The sequence below is a fragment of the Pseudomonas sp. LBUM1649 genome (assembly GCF_059716155.1).
In genome coordinates this window covers 1636228-1654382 of the sequence record NZ_CP166807.1, presented here as the reverse complement: position 1 = coordinate 1654382, position 18155 = coordinate 1636228, and the positions used below count along the sequence as shown (strand labels likewise).

The 18155-nt window shown below is 60.6% G+C and carries 18 protein-coding genes; 6 read left to right on the top strand and 12 right to left on the bottom strand.

Annotation, left to right across the window (positions count from 1 at the left end):
• Positions 1 to 5: 5 nt before the first annotated feature.
• The 6 genes from flgJ to ACA058_RS07600 all read right to left on the bottom strand — a co-directional run bounded on the left by flgJ (position 6) and on the right by ACA058_RS07600 (position 6629).
• Positions 6 to 1289, bottom strand: coding sequence for a flagellar assembly peptidoglycan hydrolase FlgJ (flgJ, locus tag ACA058_RS07625; protein ID WP_497638546.1), 1284 nt, complete (start codon positions 1287 to 1289; stop codon positions 6 to 8).
• Between the two features lie 11 nt (positions 1290 to 1300).
• On the bottom strand, positions 1301 to 2410 hold the full coding sequence (locus tag ACA058_RS07620) for a flagellar basal body P-ring protein FlgI (RefSeq protein WP_497639877.1): 1110 nt from the start codon (positions 2408 to 2410) through the stop codon (positions 1301 to 1303).
• 18 nt (positions 2411 to 2428) lie between these two features.
• On the bottom strand, positions 2429 to 3124 hold the full coding sequence (flgH, locus tag ACA058_RS07615) for a flagellar basal body L-ring protein FlgH (protein WP_497638545.1): 696 nt from the start codon (positions 3122 to 3124) through the stop codon (positions 2429 to 2431).
• 52 nt (positions 3125 to 3176) lie between these two features.
• On the bottom strand, positions 3177 to 3962 hold the full coding sequence (gene flgG, locus ACA058_RS07610; protein ID WP_008055493.1) for a flagellar basal-body rod protein FlgG: 786 nt from the start codon (positions 3960 to 3962) through the stop codon (positions 3177 to 3179).
• A gap of 45 nt (positions 3963 to 4007) precedes the next feature.
• Positions 4008 to 4748 (bottom strand): flagellar basal body rod protein FlgF, encoded by a 741-nt coding sequence (locus ACA058_RS07605; protein ID WP_274074833.1) that lies wholly within the window; start codon positions 4746 to 4748, stop codon positions 4008 to 4010.
• Between the two features lie 321 nt (positions 4749 to 5069).
• Complete coding sequence (locus ACA058_RS07600; protein ID WP_020796934.1) at positions 5070 to 6629, bottom strand: sigma-54-dependent phenylalanine hydroxylase transcriptional regulator PhhR; 1560 nt, start codon at positions 6627 to 6629, stop codon at positions 5070 to 5072.
• A 277-nt stretch (positions 6630 to 6906) separates the two neighbouring features.
• Between ACA058_RS07600 and phhA the strand changes: the two genes are divergently transcribed.
• The 6 genes from phhA to ACA058_RS07570 all read left to right on the top strand — a co-directional run bounded on the left by phhA (position 6907) and on the right by ACA058_RS07570 (position 11321).
• Complete coding sequence (gene phhA, locus ACA058_RS07595) at positions 6907 to 7698, top strand: phenylalanine 4-monooxygenase (RefSeq protein ID WP_180202866.1); 792 nt, start codon at positions 6907 to 6909, stop codon at positions 7696 to 7698.
• A 104-nt stretch (positions 7699 to 7802) separates the two neighbouring features.
• Positions 7803 to 8159 carry a 4a-hydroxytetrahydrobiopterin dehydratase gene (locus tag ACA058_RS07590; protein WP_497638544.1) on the top strand — a complete coding sequence of 119 codons (357 nt, stop codon included), beginning with the start codon at positions 7803 to 7805 and terminating at the stop codon, positions 8157 to 8159.
• Positions 8159 to 9352, top strand: coding sequence for an amino acid aminotransferase (locus tag ACA058_RS07585; RefSeq protein ID WP_497638543.1), 1194 nt, complete (start codon positions 8159 to 8161; stop codon positions 9350 to 9352). Before ACA058_RS07590 ends, ACA058_RS07585 begins: the two co-directional genes overlap by 1 nt.
• A 276-nt stretch (positions 9353 to 9628) precedes the next feature.
• Positions 9629 to 9760, top strand: coding sequence for a hypothetical protein (locus ACA058_RS07580; protein ID WP_497638542.1), 132 nt, complete (start codon positions 9629 to 9631; stop codon positions 9758 to 9760).
• 74 nt (positions 9761 to 9834) lie between these two features.
• A complete protein-coding gene (locus tag ACA058_RS07575; RefSeq protein WP_020796929.1) occupies positions 9835 to 10017 on the top strand; it encodes a hypothetical protein in 183 nt (60 codons plus the stop codon).
• A gap of 104 nt (positions 10018 to 10121) precedes the next feature.
• Positions 10122 to 11321 carry an MFS transporter gene (locus ACA058_RS07570; RefSeq protein WP_497638541.1) on the top strand — a complete coding sequence of 400 codons (1200 nt, stop codon included), beginning with the start codon at positions 10122 to 10124 and terminating at the stop codon, positions 11319 to 11321.
• On the opposite strand, the gene arfB is transcribed toward ACA058_RS07570, so the two are convergent.
• The 6 genes from arfB to ACA058_RS07540 all read right to left on the bottom strand — a co-directional run bounded on the left by arfB (position 11318) and on the right by ACA058_RS07540 (position 18148).
• Positions 11318 to 11731, bottom strand: coding sequence for an alternative ribosome rescue aminoacyl-tRNA hydrolase ArfB (gene arfB / locus ACA058_RS07565; RefSeq protein WP_180202868.1), 414 nt, complete (start codon positions 11729 to 11731; stop codon positions 11318 to 11320). The two genes, ACA058_RS07570 and arfB, sit on opposite strands and share 4 nt — an antisense overlap.
• A gap of 218 nt (positions 11732 to 11949) precedes the next feature.
• Positions 11950 to 13362 carry an amino acid permease gene (locus tag ACA058_RS07560; RefSeq protein ID WP_497638540.1) on the bottom strand — a complete coding sequence of 471 codons (1413 nt, stop codon included), beginning with the start codon at positions 13360 to 13362 and terminating at the stop codon, positions 11950 to 11952.
• A gap of 868 nt (positions 13363 to 14230) precedes the next feature.
• Entirely contained in the window at positions 14231 to 15451 is a 1221-nt protein-coding gene (rluB, locus tag ACA058_RS07555) for a 23S rRNA pseudouridine(2605) synthase RluB (protein WP_497638539.1), read from the bottom strand.
• 271 nt (positions 15452 to 15722) lie between these two features.
• On the bottom strand, positions 15723 to 16688 hold the full coding sequence (gene scpB / locus ACA058_RS07550) for an SMC-Scp complex subunit ScpB (RefSeq protein ID WP_497638538.1): 966 nt from the start codon (positions 16686 to 16688) through the stop codon (positions 15723 to 15725).
• 11 nt (positions 16689 to 16699) lie between these two features.
• Positions 16700 to 17518 carry a segregation and condensation protein A gene (locus ACA058_RS07545; protein WP_497638537.1) on the bottom strand — a complete coding sequence of 273 codons (819 nt, stop codon included), beginning with the start codon at positions 17516 to 17518 and terminating at the stop codon, positions 16700 to 16702.
• Entirely contained in the window at positions 17519 to 18148 is a 630-nt protein-coding gene (locus ACA058_RS07540; protein ID WP_272605128.1) for an L-threonylcarbamoyladenylate synthase, read from the bottom strand. It lies immediately after the preceding gene.
• Positions 18149 to 18155 lie beyond the last annotated feature (7 nt).

Sequence of the window (18155 nt, the reverse complement as noted above, 5' to 3'; positions counted from 1 at the left end):
TATGTCTATATAGGCGTGGTGGAAACGCCCGCCGCAGCGTAGTTCTGATAACTCGTCATCTGCTTGGCTATCTGCGAAATCTTGCTGGCGTAGTTCGGGTCGGTTGCGTAACCGGCCTTTTGCAACTCGCGTACAAACTGTTCGGGGTTATCGGCCGACTTCACGACATCTTGATAGCGATTGTTCGATTGCAGCAGCGTTACAAGGTCATGAAAGCTGTCCTTGTAGGAGTCGTAGGAACGGAACTCGGCCGTCTCCTTGACCATCTCGCCATTCCTGAATTCGCTGGTGATCGCCCGCGCCGAATCGCCCTTCCAGCTGCTGCCGGCCTTGATGCCGAACAGGTTGTGGCTGCTGCTGCCGTCCTGGGCACGCATGACCGACTTGCCCCAACCGGTTTCCAGGGCGGCCTGGGCCACCAGGTAACGCGGATCGACACCAATGCGATCGGCCGCTTCCTTGGCCATCGGCAGCATGGTGTTGACGAATTCGTCGGCGGAGCTGAAGGCTTTCTTCGCTGGCGCCAAGGGGATTTGCGCAATGGCGCGACCATGAATCTGCAAGGACCCGCTCTCTGCTGCCTGGGCATTCGCCAGCCAGTCGCCGTTGTACAAGGGCCCGGAACCGGTGCTCGCGACGCGCTCGGGCAATGGCGCCTTGTTGACCGCGCCAGCGCTGCTCAGCGTGGCGGAAGGCACCAGGCCCGCAAGCAAGCGGTCGGCCAGTTTCGGCGGCAAGGCCAGGCGCCGCTGATTGATCAGCGCCATGTCATTGCGATGCGCGCCCTCGCCTGTCGGCGCACTGACCGCACGCGAAGCCCACAATGGACGCTCGCCATTGACCCGCGACAGTGGCCCGTTGATCGCCACCGTGCCAGCGGCCACCGGTGTCTGCGCGGCCGCTTTCGCCGCCTCCTGCTTGGCCGCCGACAGCGTTGCCGCTTCACCCGGCGCCAGCGGCTTGTTCTTCGACATCTGCCGCATCAGCACATCCGCCAGGCCGATACCGCCGCCCTCGCGGGACATCGAAACCGCCAGCTGCTGGTCGTACATTTCCTGGTATTGCTTGGCCTCCGCGGTGTTCATCGGATTGTCCTTGCCCAGCGACTCGGTGGCCGAACGCATCGACTTGAGCATCTCGCCGAGGAACAGCGACTCGAATTCCTGCGCCACCTTGCGCATGTTGGCGTCGCTGTTCTTGTCGCCGACCTTGAGCTGGTTCAGCCGGTTCAGGTCGGAAAACGCACCTGAATCGCTGCTGCTGACCCGACCGCTCTTGTTCATGTCCATGGTCGCCGTCCTCAGATCACAATCAGGTCGGCTTGCAAGGCGCCGGCCTGTTTCAGTGCTTCAAGGATGGCCATCAGGTCGCCCGGTGCCGCGCCGACCTGGTTCACCGCACGCACGATTTCGTCGAGGGTGGTACCCGGGCCGAACTTGAACATCGGCTTGGCTTCCTGCTCGGCGTTAACCCGCGAGCGCGGTACGACCGCCGTCTGACCATTGGAGAGAGCGCCAGGCTGGCTGACGATCGGGTCTTCGGTGATGGTCACGGTCAGGCTGCCGTGGGTGACGGCGGCCGGGGAAACCTTGACGTTCTGGCCGATCACGATGGTGCCGGTGCGCGAGTTGATAATGACTTTGGCCACCGCCTGCCCCGGATCGATTTCGAGGTTTTCCAGGATCGACAGATAATCGACACGCTGGCTCGGATCCAGCGGCGCCGTGACGCGCACCGATCCGCCGTCGATGGCCTGGGCCACGCCAGGACCGAGCATGTCGTTGATCTTGTCGACGATGCGCTTGGCCGTGGTGAAGTCGGAACGGTTGAGGTTCAGGGTCAGGCTGTTGCCCTGGTTGAAACCGCTCGGCACTGCTCGCTCGACCGAGGCACCGCCCGGGATGCGGCCGGCCGAAGGAACGTTGACCGTGATCTTCGAGCCGTCGCGACCCTCGGCATCGAAACCGCCGACCACCAGGTTGCCCTGGGCCACCGCATAGACGTTGCCGTCGATACCCTTGAGTGGCGTCAGCAGCAAGGTGCCGCCGCGCAGGCTCTTGGAGTTACCGATGGACGAAACGGTGATGTCGACCTGCTGCCCCGGCTTGGCGAACGCCGGCAAGTCGGCACTGATCGAGACCGCCGCGACGTTCTTCAACTGCACGTTGCCCGAGCCCGGCGGCACCTTGATGCCGAACTGCGAGAGCATGTTGTTGAAGGTCTGCAGGGTGAACGGGGTTTGCGTCGTCTGGTCGCCGGTGCCATTGAGCCCGACCACCAAGCCGTAGCCGATCAATTGGTTGGAGCGCACGCCGGAAATACTGGCGATGTCCTTCAGGCGCTCGGCTTGAGCGTTGAAGGCTGCCGACATCAAAAACGCGGCCACCATGAGGTGTTTGAAATTCAACATGCTCAACTGGAAAGCCACCTAGAAAGGGAACAGCGGGCTGAGGAAGAAACGGTCGAACCAGCCTGGCTGACTCGCATCGGCAAAGGAACCTGTGCCCGAGTAGGTGATGCGCGCATCGGCGACCCGGGTCGACGACACGGTGTTATCGGTGGAGATATCGTCAGCCCGCACCATGCCGGCAATCCGTACCAGTTCGTCGCCGGTATTGAGGGTCAGCCACTTCTCGCCGCGCACGGCGATGATGCCATTGGGCAAGACATCGGCCACCGTCACGGTAATCGAACCGGTGAGGCTGTTGCCCTGCCCGGCCTTGCTGTCGCCCTTGGTCGCGCGGTCGCCTTCATAGCTGGCGCTCAGGCTCAGGTCATTGCTGCCAAACGGGTTGTTGGTGGTCGCGCTGCTACCGAACAGCGAGGTCAGGCCGATGCCGGTCTTGCTGGTCTTGTCGATTTGCGAGTTGGCGTTCTTGCTGGCCTGGGTCTTCTCGTTCAGGGTGATGGTGATGATGTCACCGACCCGGAACGCCTTGCGGTCGCTGTACAGGTTCTGCTCGAAACCGGCCTGGTAGATCGAGCCGTTGTTGGCGGCAGCCGGCAGCGGTGTGCGCGGCAACACCGGGGCGTAGTAAGGGTCATTGGGCTTGGGCGGCACAGGCACGCAGCCTGCGAGCGCGGTAATCCCACTCAATGCCAGAACAGAGACGAAGCGCTTCATGACCCTACCTCACGGTGTTGCAGGCGACCTCATGGCCGCCCCAAAGACTTGATTACAGATTCTGCGTTACGAACGAGAGCATCTGGTCCGCGGTGGAGATCACCTTGGAGTTCATCTCGTAGGCGCGCTGAGTGGTGATCATGTTGACCATCTCTTCAACGGTGCTGACGTTGGAGGTTTCCAGGGTGTTCTGCAGCGTGGTACCGAAACCGGCCAGGCCCGGCGTACCGACTTGCGGCGCGCCACTGGCAGCGGTTTCCAGGAACAGGTTGTTGCCCACGGCCTGCAGGCCGGCCGGGTTGATGAAGTCGGCGGTCTGCAGGTTGCCGATCACCTGGGAAGCCGGGTTGCCGGCGACGGTGATGGACACGGTGCCATCCTTGCCCACGGTGAAGGTCTGGGCGTCGTTCGGAATGACGATCGCCGGTTCCAGGGCAAAGCCGCTGGCGTTGACGATCTGGCCGTTGGAGTCCAGGTGGAAGGTACCGTCACGGGTGTAGGAGGTGGTGCCGTCCGGCTGCAGGATCTGGAAGAAGCCGCGACCGTCGATGGCCATGTCCAGGGGTTGCTCGGTGGTTTGCAGGCTGCCGGCGTTGAAGTTTTTCTGGGTGCCGACAATGCGCACACCGGTACCCAGTTGCAGGCCCGACGGCAGTTCGCTGTCCTGGGTCGACTGGGCGCCTGGCTGACGCTTGATCTGGTACAGCAAGTCCTGGAACTCGGCGCGGTCACGCTTGAAACCCGTGGTCGAGACGTTGGCCAGGTTGTTGGAAATAGTGGTCAGGTTGGTGTCCTGGGCGGACAGACCGGTTTTGGCAACCCATAGAGCCGGAAGCATTCGATTCTCCTCGTGCGCCTGTTTTACGGCGCGACGTTCTGATAATTAGCTGATCTGCAAGACCCGAGCCATGGCCTGGTCGTCTTCTTTGGCGGTATTCATCATCTTGATGTGCAGCTCGAACTGCTTCGACAGGGCCAGCACCTGAGTCATCTCGTCCACCGCATTGACGTTGCTCGACTCGAGGAAACCGGACACCAGCTTGACGTTGGCATCGGCTTGCGCCGGTTGCCCGTCCTTGGTGTGGATCGAACCGTCCAGGCCCTTGGTCATGTTCTTGATGTCCGGGTTGACCAGCTTGATGCGGTCGACTTCGGCCATGACGCGCGGGCCTTCGCCCATCGCGCGAATGCTGATGGTGCCATCCTCGCCCACTTCGATCTGCTGCTCGGGCGGCACGGCAATCGGTCCGCCATTGCCGATCACCGGCATGCCGTTGCCAGCCCGCAGCACGCCCAGGGCGTCCACCACCAGGCTGCCGGTACGCACGTAGCTTTCGCCGCCATCAGGGTTCTGCACCGCCAGCCAGCCGTTACCTTGCACGGCGACATCGAGATCGCGACCGGTCTGTACCAACGAGCCTGGGGAAAAATCGGTGGCCGGGCGTTCGGACAGGGCAAACGCACGCGCCGGAAAGCTGTCGCCGAACACCGGCATCGAGCGGGCCTGCTCCAGGTCTTTCTGGAAGCCGCTGGTAGAGATGTTCGCCAGGTTGTTGGCATGAGCCTTTTGCGCCAGTGCATTCTGGCTGGCACCGGTCATTGCCACATAAAGGTACTTGTCCACGCGCTTTCCTCTGCCTGCCGGACGTTTGCCGCCCGATGCTGTACTGATGTGGCATAAGCAATTTGCAGACCAAGTTGTTTTTGGCGGCGCGAGGGCCGGTAAACAAAGGACTTGGAGGGAATTACAGGGGAATGGGGGATTGTGTCAGAGACGAAAAACCGGCGGTGTCATGCCGTTTGGTGGCAAGGGTTGACCTTGGGCAATGGCCACCACCGCCTTCGCGAGCAGGCTCGCTCCCACATTGGATCTGTGCCGCACTGAAGATCCCTGTGGGAGCGAGCCTGCTCGCGAAGAGGCCTGCACGATCACCGCTAATGTCAGCTAAGACTCAGTCTTGCCCACCTCATAGTCCCGCAACTTATTGGCAATGGTGGTATGCGAAACCCCCAGCCGCTTGCCCAGTTGCCGACTGCTCGGATGCTCGGAATACAACCGCTCCAGCACCGCTTTCTCAAAGCGCCCGACAATCTCGTCCAGCCCACCCTCCAGCGAAAAATCGCCAAGTGGCTGACGCACACCATAGTCCGGCAGGCGAATATGCTCGGCCTTGACCGTGCCGCCGTCGCACAGGGAAACCGCCTGGAACAGCACGTTTTCCAGCTGCCGTACGTTGCCCGGCCAATGGTAATGACTGAGCCGGTCCATGGCCGCTGGCGCAAGTTTGGGCAGCGGGCAACCGATCTGCCGACTGGCCTGATCGAGGAAGTGCTCCACCAGCGGCGTCAAGCCGTCGAGGCATTCGCGCAGTGGCGGGATGTGCAACGACAGCACGTTCAAACGGTGATACAAGTCCTGGCGAAACTCCCCACGGGCACAGAGTTCGGACAGGTCGACCTGGGTCGCGCAGATCACCCGCACATCGAGGTAAACCTCTTCATCGCTGCCTACGCGACGGAAGCAGCCATCCTGCAGGAAGCGCAGCAGTTTCACCTGCAGGCGCGGGCTCATTTCCCCGACACCATCGAGAAACAGCGTACCGCCCGCCGTCAATTCCAACAGCCCCAGCTTACCCTCGGCCCGGGCTCCCTCGAAGGCACCAGGGCCATAGCCGAACAACTCGGTCTCGGCCATGGATTCCGGCAGACCCGCGCAGTTGAGCGCCATCAGCGGCGATTGCCCGCGTGGGCTGGCCAAATGGCAGGCGCGTGCCAACAACTCTTTACCGGTACCGGTTTCGCCTTCTATCAATAGCGGTGCATCGAGCGGGGCCATGCGCCGTGCTTCGCGCACCACCGCCGCCATCACCTTGGAGCTTTGGAAGATGCTGTCGAAGCCGCGCAACTCCTGCTTGCGTACGTTATAGATGCGCTCGCCCACCCGGTCGGCGCGATGCAGGGTCAACACCGCCCCGGCCATGGCTTCGCTGTCGTCATGCTCCGATTGCAGTGGTGCGATGTCGGCCAGGAACACATCGCCCTTGACCTTGACCCGCAGCCCGTTGATCCGCGATTTGTTGGCGCGCACCAGCTCCGGCAAGTCGAAATCTTCGGCATAGCGCGACAAGGGAATCCCCGGCACTTCATCCACCCGCACGCCCAGCAACTGCGCCGCCGCGCGATTGGCCGCGACGATCGAGCCACCCATATCGATCGACAGCACCGGAAACTCTAGCGCGCCGAGCAACGCATTGAGTTCCATGTGCCGCCGCTCACTGGGCATCAGCCCTACGCGCTTGACGCCGAACACCCCGGCAATCGCCTCGAATTTCGGACGCAACGCCTGGAACTGAATGTTGATCAGGTTCGGACAGTGCAGGTAAATGGCATTGCCATGCTCACCCCCCACCTCGCCTCGAGCGACGTTGATGCCGTACTCGACCAACAGGTTGAGAATGTCGCGCAGGATGCCGATGCGGTTCTGGCAGTGGACTTTGATACGCATATAGACGTCCGAACAGTAATGAAGAGGCCCTTGGCAGGATTTTTTCTGCAGGAGCGCTCAGTTAGTCGTCAAGATTATGTGACAGACGAAGGGCTTTTCCCACCCGCCAATCTCAACATCTGCGCGATGACGCTTATTACGTAACGAAAACTTTACGATTATGCAGCGATTTTCCCGCGCAAGACGCGGTTCACCGGCTGCAACGATGCAATTGATGGGGTATTTCTAGGTCCATAGCAGTACATAACAAGAACGAATCCCCTAGCAGGAGAGCAGCATGAAGCAGACGCAATACGTGGCTCGCGAGCCCGATGCGCAAGGTTTTATCGACTACACCGCCGAAGAACACGCGGTGTGGAACACGCTGATCACTCGCCAACTGAAAGTGATCGAAGGGCGTGCGTGCCAGGAATACCTGGACGGTATCGAAAAACTCGGCCTGCCCCACGACCGCATTCCGCAACTGGGCGAGATCAACAAGGTCCTCGGTGAAACCACCGGCTGGCAAGTCGCCCGCGTTCCGGCGCTGATCCCCTTCCAGACCTTTTTTGAATTGCTCGCCAGCAAGCAGTTTCCAGTGGCTACATTCATTCGTACCCGCGAAGAACTGGATTACCTGCAAGAGCCGGACATTTTCCACGAGATTTTCGGCCACTGCCCATTGCTGACCAACCCCTGGTTCGCTGAATTCACCCACACCTACGGCAAACTTGGCCTGCAGGCTTCCAAGGAAGAACGCGTGTACCTGGCGCGCCTGTACTGGATGACCATCGAATTCGGCCTGCTCGACACCCCGCAAGGCCAGCGCATCTACGGTGGCGGTATCCTGTCTTCACCTAAAGAAACGGTGTACTGCCTGTCGGACGAACCTGAGCATCAGGCTTTCAATCCGCTGGAATGCATGCGCACGCCATACCGCATCGACATCCTGCAACCGCTGTATTTCGTTCTGCCGAACCTCAAGCGCCTGTTCGACCTGGCCCACGAAGACATCATGGGCATGGTCAAGCAAGCGATGCAGATGGGTCTGCACGCACCGAAATTTCCGCCAAAACCAAAAGCTGCCTGAACCGCTGCTTTTACGATCAAGTGAGTCTGTCAGGAATCTGCGCTTTGCTTTAGCGTAAGAACACTGGCGACCGATTTCCATTTTTTCGATTTCAGGAATTCAACATGTCCACATTGAACCAAGCTCACTGCGAAGCCTGCCAAGCCGGCGCCCCACAAGTCAGCGACGAAGAGTTGCCGATCCTGATCAAGCAGATCCCGGACTGGAACATCGAAGTGCGCGACAGCATCATGCAGCTGGAAAAAGTATTCCTGTTCAAGAACTTCAAACACGCCCTGGCGTTCACAAACGCTGTCGGCGAAATCTCCGAGGCCGAAGGTCACCACCCAGGCCTGCTGACCGAGTGGGGCAAAGTCACCGTGACCTGGTGGAGCCACTCGATCAAGGGTTTGCACCGCAACGACTTCATCATGGCCGCGCGCACGGACGTTGTGGCCAAGGACGCCGAGGGCCGCAAATAATGCATTTCGACGCCATCGGCCGGGTGCCCGGCGACCCGATCCTCGGCCTGATGGAGGCCTATGCGCAGGACCCCAACCCGCGCAAATTCGACCTCGGCGTGGGTGTCTATAAAGACGCCCAGGGCCTGACCTCGATTCCCCAGGCCGTGAAACTCGCCGAGGCGCGACTGGTGGATCGTCAGACCACCAAGACCTACATCGGCGGCCATGGCGACCCGGCCTTCGGCAAGGTCATCAACGAGTTGGTGCTCGGCGCCGACTCGAAACTGATCGCCGAACAACGCGCTGGCGCCACCCAGACGCCGGGGGGCACCGGTGCGTTGCGCTTGAGCGCGGACTTCATCGCCCAGTGCCTGCCGGGCCGTGGCGTCTGGCTGAGCAATCCGACCTGGCCGATCCACGAAACCATTTTCGCCGCGGCCAAGGTCAAGGTCAGCCATTACCCGTACGTGGGCAGCGACAACCGTCTCGACGTCGATGCCATGCTCGCCGTGCTCAATGAAGCCCCCAAGGGCGACGTGGTGCTGCTGCACGCCTGCTGCCACAACCCGACCGGCTTCGATCTGTCCCATGATGACTGGCGCCGGGTGCTGGACGTGGTGCGTCGGCGCGAGTTGCTGCCGCTGATCGATTTCGCCTACCAGGGCTTCGGCGATGGTCTGGAACAGGACGCCTGGTCGACTCGACTGTTTGCCGCCGAGTTGCCGGAAGTCTTGATCACCAGCTCCTGCTCGAAGAACTTCGGCCTGTACCGCGACCGCACCGGCGCGCTGATTGTCTGCGCGAAATCCGCGGACAAGCTGACCGACATCCGCAGCCAACTGGCCAACATCGCCCGCAACCTGTGGTCGACGCCGCCGGATCACGGCGCTGCCGTGGTGGCGACCATCCTCGGCGACCCGGAACTGAAAAACCTCTGGGCCGACGAAGTGGAAACCATGCGCTTACGTATCGCGCAACTGCGCAGCGGTTTGCTCGAAGCGCTGGAGGCTTACGGTTTGCGTGAGCGCTTTGCGCACATTGGCGTGCAGCGTGGGATGTTTTCCTATACCGGTTTGTCGCCTGAGCAAGTCAAACAGCTGCGTGATCATCACAGTGTTTACATGGTGGGCACCGGCCGAGCGAACGTGGCGGGAATTGATGCAACGCGCCTGGATCTGCTGGCGGAAGCTATCGCCAAGGTCTGCAAATAATCTCCCCTTTCAACTGATCGTTCCCACGCTCTGCGTGGGAATGCAGCCCGGGACGCTCTGCGTCCCATCAAAAGCCGAACGCGGAGCGTCCGTAGAGGCATTCCCACGCAGAGCGTGGGAACGATCGACACATGCAAACCTGTCTAGACAACCCCATTCGTCGAAACAAATAGATATAAAAGTCTATTTGTCATTTCTTGTGCTGTATCCTGCCCAGGCTTTTTTGAAAGCGCGGATCTACCAGATCTATCAACAGACTTAGCGAGGAGCGCGACCATGCACGAGATTCCTAATCTCCCCTTCCCAAGCCTGCACGTACCTGAGCAGACGACCACGCAACAAGCCGGCGCCCAACAGCCCGAGCAGCAAGAAGCCACTGACCGCCGCCAGGCAGACAGCGAAGACTGAAACACCCGCCGTACAGACTGTGTGGAAAGCGCTAACATGCGCTTTCCACACCGCCTGAACAGTGAGCCCTCGCCATGACCGACGAATTTTCCGAAGCCCAAGCCAGCGTCCTGATCGGCACCGCCGAGAAAATGATCGAGATCTGGAATCGTCTCTCTCCCGAAAAACAAGCCGCTCTGCTCGCCCGCTTCGGCAGCGAAGAAAATGCCCTGGCCGCCCTGGTCACCACGCAACTGGTAGCGCCTGCCAAGCCCTGACTGATCCCGTCCGGCAAATAGTTTTACTTTTTCCACGACCCGCGGCCGCTCGCGCCGCTATCATAAGCAGCCTATCTATCCTGCTTTCCCGTGGACCTTTACCCATGCCTGAAAACCAGCGCCCCCTGGCGGTCACGCTGCAAGTCGTTTCCATCGTTCTGTTCACCTTCATCGGCTACCTCAATATCGGCATTCCATTGGCGGTACTGCCGGGCTATGTCCATAGTGACCTGGGCTTTGGCGCCGTGATCGCCGGGCTGGTGATCAGCGTGCAGTACCTGGCCACCCTGCTCAGCCGCCCCTACGCCGGGAAAATCATCGACAACAAGGGCAGCAAACTGGCGGTCATGTATGGCCTGGCCGGCTGTGGCTTGAGCGGCGTGTTCATGTTGCTATCGGCCTGGACCCAAAGCCTGCCCATGCTCAGCCTGATCAGCCTGTTGATCGGTCGCCTGGTGCTCGGCAGCGCCGAAAGCCTGGTGGGTTCCGGCTCGATTGGCTGGGGAATCGGCCGGGTTGGCGCCGCGAACACCGCCAAGGTCATCTCATGGAACGGCATCGCCAGTTACGGCGCATTGGCCGTGGGTGCCCCCTTGGGTGTGCTGCTGGTCAGTCAGATTGGTTTGTGGAGCATGGGCGTAAGCATTGTGCTTCTGGCGGTGCTTGGCCTGCTGCTGGCCTGGCCGAAAACCGCCGCGCCCATTGTTGCCGGTGAACGCTTGCCGTTCATGCACGTGCTCGGTCGGGTCTTGCCCCACGGTTGCGGCCTCGCCCTGGGCTCTATCGGCTTTGGCACCATCGCCACCTTCATCACCCTGTATTACGCCACTCAACACTGGGACAACGCCGTGCTGTGCCTGAGCCTGTTCGGTGCGAGCTTCATCGGTGCGCGACTGCTCTTCGGCAACCTGATCAATCGTCTCGGCGGTTTTCGTGTGGCGATTGCCTGCCTGTCCGTGGAAACCCTGGGCCTGTTGCTGCTGTGGCTGGCACCCGACGCGCATTGGGCATTGGCCGGCGCTGCATTGAGCGGTTTCGGTTTCTCGCTGGTGTTTCCGGCGCTAGGTGTCGAAGCGGTCAACCTGGTACCGGCCTCCAGTCGTGGTGCGGCGGTCGGGGCCTACTCGCTGTTCATCGACTTGTCGCTGGGGATCACCGGGCCAGTGGCCGGTGCGGTAGCGGCAGGGTTCGGTTTTGCGTCGATCTTCCTGTTCGCCGCACTGGCAGCAATCAGCAGTTTGATGCTCTGCATTTACCTGTACCGGCAGGCGCCGAAGAACCGTGAGGCTCGGGTAAACCGCTAGAAATCCACCTTGCCCCGCCCGGCCTTGATATTGCCACGTTTGCTTTTGGATTCCAGTCGCCGCGTTTTGGAACCGAGGGTCGGCTTGGTCGGCCGGCGTTTCTTCTCGACCTTGGTGGCGCTCTGGATCAACTCGATCAAACGCTCCAACGCATCGGCGCGGTTCTGCTCCTGGGTCCGGTATTGCTGGGCCTTGATGATCAACACGCCTTCGCTGGTGATGCGACTGTCGCGCAGCGCCAGCAGCCGCTCCTTGTAGAACTCGGGCAAGGACGAGGCCGGAATGTCGAAGCGCAGGTGCACGGCGCTGGAAACCTTGTTGACGTTCTGCCCACCGGCGCCCTGGGCGCGAATGGCGGTCAGCTCGATCTCGGCATCCGGCAGATGCACGTTGTTGGAAATCACCAGCATGGAAAAGCGTCCGTATTCAGAGCGTGCAGGATACCGCGAATAGGTGGGAGGATTACGGACCTTGTGGGAGCGAGCCTGCTCGCGAAGGCGGCGTGCCAGGCAACAGTGATGTCAACTGACAGGCCCCTTCGCGAGCAGGCTCGCTCCCACAGGGCTTTGTGTGAACCCTGAAAACAACAAACCCGGCACATGGCCGGGTTTTTTGTTTCTACGCGGAGTTACTCCACTGCTGGCTGCAAGGCGCGCTGTGCACTGCGCTTGTTCTTGATGCCGTAGCAGACCCACATGAACACCAGCCACACCGGAATCGCGTACACCGATGTCTGGATCCCCGGAATCAACAACATCACACCGAGAACGAACAACACGAACGCCAGGCAGATGTAGTTGCCGTACGGATACCAAAAGGCCTTGAACAGCGGCGTTTGTTTGGTCTTGTTCATGTGCTGGCGGAATTTGAAGTGCGAGTAGCTGATCATCGCCCAGTTGATCACCAGGGTGGCTACCACTAGCGACATCAGCAGTTCCAGCGCGTTTTGCGGGATCAGGTAGTTCAGCAGTACCGCGATCAGGGTCACGGCGGCCGAAGCCAGGATCGAACGCACCGGCACGCCGCGCTTGTCGATCTTCGCCAATGCTTTCGGCGCATCGCCCTGCTCGGCCATGCCCAGCAGCATGCGGCTGTTGCAGTAGGTGCCGCTGTTGTACACCGACAACGCCGCGGTCAGGACCACGAAGTTGAGGATGTGCGCAGCGGTGTTGCTGCCCAGCATCGAGAACACTTGCACGAACGGGCTGCCGCTGTAGGAATCACCGGAGGCGTTCAGGGTGGTCAGCAAGCTGTCCCACGGGGTCAACGACAGCAGGATGACCAGCGCACCGATGTAGAAAATCAGGATCCGGTAGATCACCTGGTTGATCGCTTTCGGGATCACGGTTTTCGGCTTGTCAGCTTCGGCTGCGGTGAAACCGAGCATTTCCAGGCCGCCGAAGGAAAACATGATGAACGCCATGGCCATCACCAGACCGCTGACACCGTTCGGGAAGAAGCCGCCGTGGGACCACAGGTTACTGACCGCCGCTTGCGGGCCGCCATTGCCGCTGACCAGCAGGTAGCTGCCCAAGGCAATCATGCCGACGATCGCCACGACCTTGATGATCGCGAACCAGAACTCGGCCTCGCCAAACACTTTGACGTTGGCCAGGTTGATGGCGTTGATCAGCACAAAGAAAGCAGCCGCGGAGACCCAGGTCGGGATGTCCGGTGCCCAGTAGTGGATGTATTTGCCGACCGCCGTCAGCTCCGACATGCCTACCAGAATGTACAGAATCCAGCAGTTCCAGCCCGACAGGAAGCCGGCAAAGCCGCCCCAGTACTTGTGCGCGAAGTGGCTAAAGGAGCCGGCCACCGGATCTTCGACGATCATTTCGCCCAGCTGGCGCATGATCATGAAGGCAATGAAGCCGCAGATGGCATAGCCGAGGATCATCGACGGCCCGGCGGATTTCAGCACCCCGGCCGAGCCGAGGAACAGACCGGTACCGATCGCGCCACCGAGGGCAATCAGTTGAATGTGGCGATTTTTCAGGCCGCGTTTCAGCTCGCCTGAATGCGAGTTTTGTCCACTCATGAAAAGGGTCTCACGCAAGGTTTGATGATGTTCAGTTGACGTTGCTACTCAGGAAAGACGTTAAGCAGCGTCGATCAAACCCCAGCGCAGGCACCAGGAGTTCAGCGTATTTACAACGGTCATGCGTCACCTGTTTGTTTTTATCTGTGACGAAATCGAACCCGACACGCTTGTGACGCGGCGGAGTGAACAAGGCGGATAGCCTTGAGGTTTGCGCAGATGCGCAGGAGGTCACAGGTAAAACGCGGCGCATTGTACACCTGTAACCCCCTGCTGCCAGACCCCGCTGGATCAGCGTGTCGGTTGCCGGGATTGCGTGTGTCCGCCTCGAGTAATTCGGGCGGCGGCCAAAAGGAGGTCAGACCTTTGCAGGTCTAGGACGGGGACGGCGGAAAAACCGGCCCGCGATGAGAGCTGGAACTGGATTGCGGCGTTCATTGCGCCTCCTTTTTGTTATGCACCTGCACGACAGGCATGGCGCGCATAACACCTTGCATGGGACGGGGAAACAAGCGGGATAGAGCGGCGAAAGAAGGAAATAAGAGAATGGAGCGTAAGCATTTTCTTACGGTATCCCGGGAGCGGCGATTTCATGGGGTTGATCTGTGGATTTCGTCATGAATTCTTTACAGCATGTAATTTTGGCTTTCCACTTCGGAGATCCAGGTACGGCGACTGGCGCCTTCGCGAGCAGGCTCGCTCCCACAGGAGACCGAGTTGTTTCGCAGAATGCGATCCCTTGTGGGAGCGAGCCTGCTCGCGAAGACGGCCTCAAAAACGACAAAGAGATAAAGTCAGGCGAAAAAAAACACCAACCCGAAGGTTGGCGTTTTCACTTGCAGCTTGCCGCTTGAAGCTTACCGCTGCTTCACTCCGGCTTACGACGACCAAACCCCGGACGCTGGCCGGAACCCGCCGGCGCGCCACGGCGCTTGCCCGACGGCGTATCACCGTCTACCAGCTTGATCCCCGGACGCTTCGGCGCAGGCTTGGCCGGGCGCTTGGTGTCGGCTGGACGATCCGCCACCGGCGTACCACGGCCTTCACCACGCTCGGTACGGCCGTTGGCCGGACGTGGCGTGCGTGGACCGCGTTCGCCGTCCTGACGGGCAGCAGGCTTGCGTGCTGGACGCTCGCCTTCGATCTGCGGCTCGCGGCTGGCACGAGGCGCGGCAGGTGCGGCGGCTGCGCCAGTGGCTGGACGCAGGGTCCGCACGCGCTCGGTCTTGGCCATCGGGCGCGATGATTTACGCTGCATCCGATCGAGCTTGTCTTTGCTCTTGGCATTCATTTGCGGCATCGCCACCGGCGTCAGGCCAACTTCAGCACTGAGAATATCGACTTCGTACTGACTCATTTCGCGCCAGCGACCCATCGGCAGGTCCGAGTTGAGGAACACCGGACCGAAACGCACGCGCTTCAGACGGCTGACCACCAGGCCCTGGGATTCCCACAGACGACGTACTTCGCGGTTGCGACCTTCCATCACCACGCAGTGATACCAGTGGTTGAAACCTTCGCCGCCCGGCGCCTGCTTGATATCGGTGAACTTGGCCGGGCCGTCTTCGAGGACCACGCCGGCTTTCAGACGCTCGATCATCTCGTCGTCGACTTCGCCACGCACACGTACCGCGTATTCACGGTCCATTTCGTAGGATGGGTGCATCAGGCGGTTTGCCAGCTCACCGTCGGTGGTGAACATCAGCAGGCCAGTGGTGTTGATGTCCAGGCGACCGATGTTGATCCAGCGACCTTCTTTCGGACGCGGCATCTTGTCGAACACGGTCGGACGGCCTTCCGGGTCGACGCGGGTGCAGATTTCGCCATCGGGCTTGTTGTACATGATCACGCGGCGGACCGACTCGGCGGCCTCTTCACGCTTGATCACCTTGCCATCGATGGTGATGGCGTCGTGCATGTCGACACGCTGGCCAAGGGTGGCGTCTTTGCCGTTGACCTTGATCCGGCCGTGGCTGATCCAGGCTTCCACGTCACGGCGCGAGCCGACGCCGATACGGGCGAGGACTTTCTGCAGTTTTTCGCCTGCTGGGCCGATTTCCTGGTCGTCTTTCTGGTCTTTGATACTCATCTGGGCACCTCCCGGTGTGTTCTGAAAACTGGGTACTTTGGCGAAGGGATCGCCGAAGGGTCGCGAATCATACGCGCATGTGGGCGTTTGCGCATCAGAGACTAGCTGATCAAGGCGAGGTTATTGGTTTTTCCGCCGACCGGTGGCGCAACGCAAATCCCTGTAGGAGCGAGCAGGCTCGCGATGAACTCAAGGTCACCGCGGGGCATCTGGTTTCCCGCGTTATCGTTAACGACCATCGCGAGCTTGCTCGCTCCTACAGGGGCTTGTGTCAGTCTTCGAAATCGCGGCGTTCGGCTTCGATGGCTTCGGCAAGGGCCAGGGCTTCGGCTTCTTCGTCGGACAACTCCGGCTCAGGCTTCGGCTGTTCCAGGGCAGCAACGGCGGCCAGGAGTTTTTCACGGGCCTGGGCAACGCCGAGGATGTCGTCTTCTTGCTCGGGCTCAGGTTCAGGTTCAACCCGCAGTTCCACCTGTTCCGTTTCGATGTCGGGTGCCTCTGGATCAATCTCCGGCACCTCTCCATCACGCAACAGATCATCGAAATCAGTCTTGATCCCCTCCTCCATGCTATCCAGCTCCAGCAACAGCGTATGGAAACTGGTCTCTTCCTTGGGTTCTTCCGGCTCGGCGCTGGCGTCGGCCAGTTCCTGCAGCCCGGCGGGCACTGGCGCGTCGTCGAAATCGAGCACCGGATCAGGCTCCAGTTCGCGCACCTCAGCCAGCGGCGGCAGGTCATCAAGGTTCTTCAGGTTGAAGTGATCGAGAAACGCCTTGGTGGTGGCGAACATCGCCGGCTTACCCGGTACGTCGCGGTAACCGACGATGCGGATCCACTCGCGTTCCATCAGCGTTTTGACAATTTGGCTGTTGACCGCCACGCCCCGCACATCTTCGATCTCGCCCCGGGTAATCGGTTGGCGATAGGCGATCAAGGCAATGGTTTCGAGCATGGCGCGCGAGTAACGCTGCGGCCGCTCTTCCCATAAACGCCCGACCCACGGCGAAAACTTTTCACGGATTTGCAGGCGATAGCCGGAAGCAACCTCCTTCAACTCGTACGCGCGGCCATCGCAGGACTTGCCCAGAATGGTCAGGGCTTTCTTGAATACCGCCGGTTCAGGGCGCTCGGCCTCTTCGAAGAGCTCGAACAGGCGCTCCAGCGATTGCGGTTTTCCGGAGGCCAACAGAAAGGCTTCGAGCAGTGGAGCCAGCTCGCGGGGTTCACTCAGGTTCATGATTGGACTCGTTATTCGGCTCGTGCTCGGACGTGGATCGCGGCGAACGGCTCATTCTGCACCAGCTCGACCAAGGATTCCTTGACCAGTTCGAGGATCGCCATGAAGGTCACGACAACCCCCAGGCGCCCTTCCTCGGCGGTGAACAGCTCGACAAACGGCACGAAACCGCCGCCCTTGAGCCGTTCCAGCACATCGCTCATACGTTCGCGGGTGGACAGCGCCTCGCGGCTGACCTGATGGCTTTCAAACATGTCGCCCCGGCGCAGTACCTCGGCCATGGACAGCAACAACTCTGATAAACGCACATCCGGCAACAGTTTGCGCGCCCGCGCCTCCGGTGCATCGAGCTTGGGCACCACCACGTCGCGACCGACCCGGCTCAGGCCGTCGATACCTTCGGCGGCGGCCTTGAAACGCTCATACTCCTGCAAGCGGCGGATCAGTTCGGCGCGCGGGTCTTCTTCCTCGTCCTCGACGGTTTCGGCCCGCGGCAGCAACATCCGCGACTTGATCTCGGCCAGCATCGCGGCCATCACCAGGTATTCGGCGGCCAGCTCCAGGCGCACCGACTGCATCAACTCGACATAGCCCATGTACTGCCGGGTAATTTCCGCCACCGGGATGTCGAGGATGTTGATGTTCTGTTTGCGGATCAGGTACAGGAGCAGGTCGAGCGGGCCTTCGAAGGCTTCGAGAAAGACTTCCAGCGCATTTGGCGGGATGTACAGGTCCAGCGGCATTTCCATGACCGCCTGGCCATAGACCATGGCGAAAGGCAGCTCCTGCTGGGCTCCGGCCTGACTGTCGACGGGTTCTACTGCGGACATCTAGGCCTCGACCATGAACGGCGCAGGGTCGCCGCAACCGACCCGGATCACTTCCGGCTCGCCATCGGCGAGGTTGATCACGGTGGAAGCCTTGATCCCGCCGAAACCGCCATCGATGATCAGGTCGACCTGATGCTCAAGCAATTGGCGCATTTCGTAAGGATCGGTCATCGGATCCTCATCGCCCGGCATGATCAGCGTCACGCTCATCAGTGGTTCACCCAGCTCTTCCAGCAGCGCCAGGGCAATCGGATGGCTCGGCACCCGCAGGCCGATGGTGCGCTTCTTCGGATGCAACAGCAGGCGCGGGACTTCGCGGGTGGCGTTGAGGATGAAGGTGTATGGTCCCGGAAGATGGGCCTTGAGAAGACGGAAGGTGCCCGTGTCGATCTTGGCGAACAGCCCCAGTTGTGACAGATCGCTGCATATCAGCGCAAAGTTGTGCTTTTCGTCGAGCTGGCGCAGACGGCGAACGCGCTCCACGGCGACCTTGTCGCCGATCTGGCAACCGATTGCGTAGGAGGAGTCCGTGGGATAAATCACCACCCCGCCCTTGCGAATGATCTCGACAGCCTGCTTGATCAGGCGCGCCTGCGGGTTTTCCGGATGAATCTGGAAAAATTGACTCACATTCTCT

Coding starts and splice junctions, on each gene's coding strand:
- ACA058_RS07590 (WP_497638544.1), top strand. CDS start 7,803: ATGTCCACATTGAACCAAGCTCACTGCGAAGCCTGCCAAGCCGGCGCC.
- ACA058_RS07600 (WP_020796934.1), bottom strand. CDS start 6,629: ATGCGTATCAAAGTCCACTGCCAGAACCGCATCGGCATCCTGCGCGAC.
- arfB (WP_180202868.1), bottom strand. CDS start 11,731: ATGCTGGTGATTTCCAACAACGTGCATCTGCCGGATGCCGAGATCGAG.
- ACA058_RS07545 (WP_497638537.1), bottom strand. CDS start 17,518: ATGTCCGCAGTAGAACCCGTCGACAGTCAGGCCGGAGCCCAGCAGGAG.
- flgJ (WP_497638546.1), bottom strand. CDS start 1,289: ATGGACATGAACAAGAGCGGTCGGGTCAGCAGCAGCGATTCAGGTGCG.
- rluB (WP_497638539.1), bottom strand. CDS start 15,451: ATGAGTATCAAAGACCAGAAAGACGACCAGGAAATCGGCCCAGCAGGC.
- ACA058_RS07585 (WP_497638543.1), top strand. CDS start 8,159: ATGCATTTCGACGCCATCGGCCGGGTGCCCGGCGACCCGATCCTCGGC.
- flgG (WP_008055493.1), bottom strand. CDS start 3,962: ATGCTTCCGGCTCTATGGGTTGCCAAAACCGGTCTGTCCGCCCAGGAC.
- scpB (WP_497638538.1), bottom strand. CDS start 16,688: ATGAACCTGAGTGAACCCCGCGAGCTGGCTCCACTGCTCGAAGCCTTT.
- ACA058_RS07620 (WP_497639877.1), bottom strand. CDS start 2,410: ATGTTGAATTTCAAACACCTCATGGTGGCCGCGTTTTTGATGTCGGCA.
- ACA058_RS07575 (WP_020796929.1), top strand. CDS start 9,835: ATGACCGACGAATTTTCCGAAGCCCAAGCCAGCGTCCTGATCGGCACC.
- flgH (WP_497638545.1), bottom strand. CDS start 3,124: ATGAAGCGCTTCGTCTCTGTTCTGGCATTGAGTGGGATTACCGCGCTC.
- ACA058_RS07570 (WP_497638541.1), top strand. CDS start 10,122: ATGCCTGAAAACCAGCGCCCCCTGGCGGTCACGCTGCAAGTCGTTTCC.
- ACA058_RS07580 (WP_497638542.1), top strand. CDS start 9,629: ATGCACGAGATTCCTAATCTCCCCTTCCCAAGCCTGCACGTACCTGAG.
- ACA058_RS07560 (WP_497638540.1), bottom strand. CDS start 13,362: ATGAGTGGACAAAACTCGCATTCAGGCGAGCTGAAACGCGGCCTGAAA.
- phhA (WP_180202866.1), top strand. CDS start 6,907: ATGAAGCAGACGCAATACGTGGCTCGCGAGCCCGATGCGCAAGGTTTT.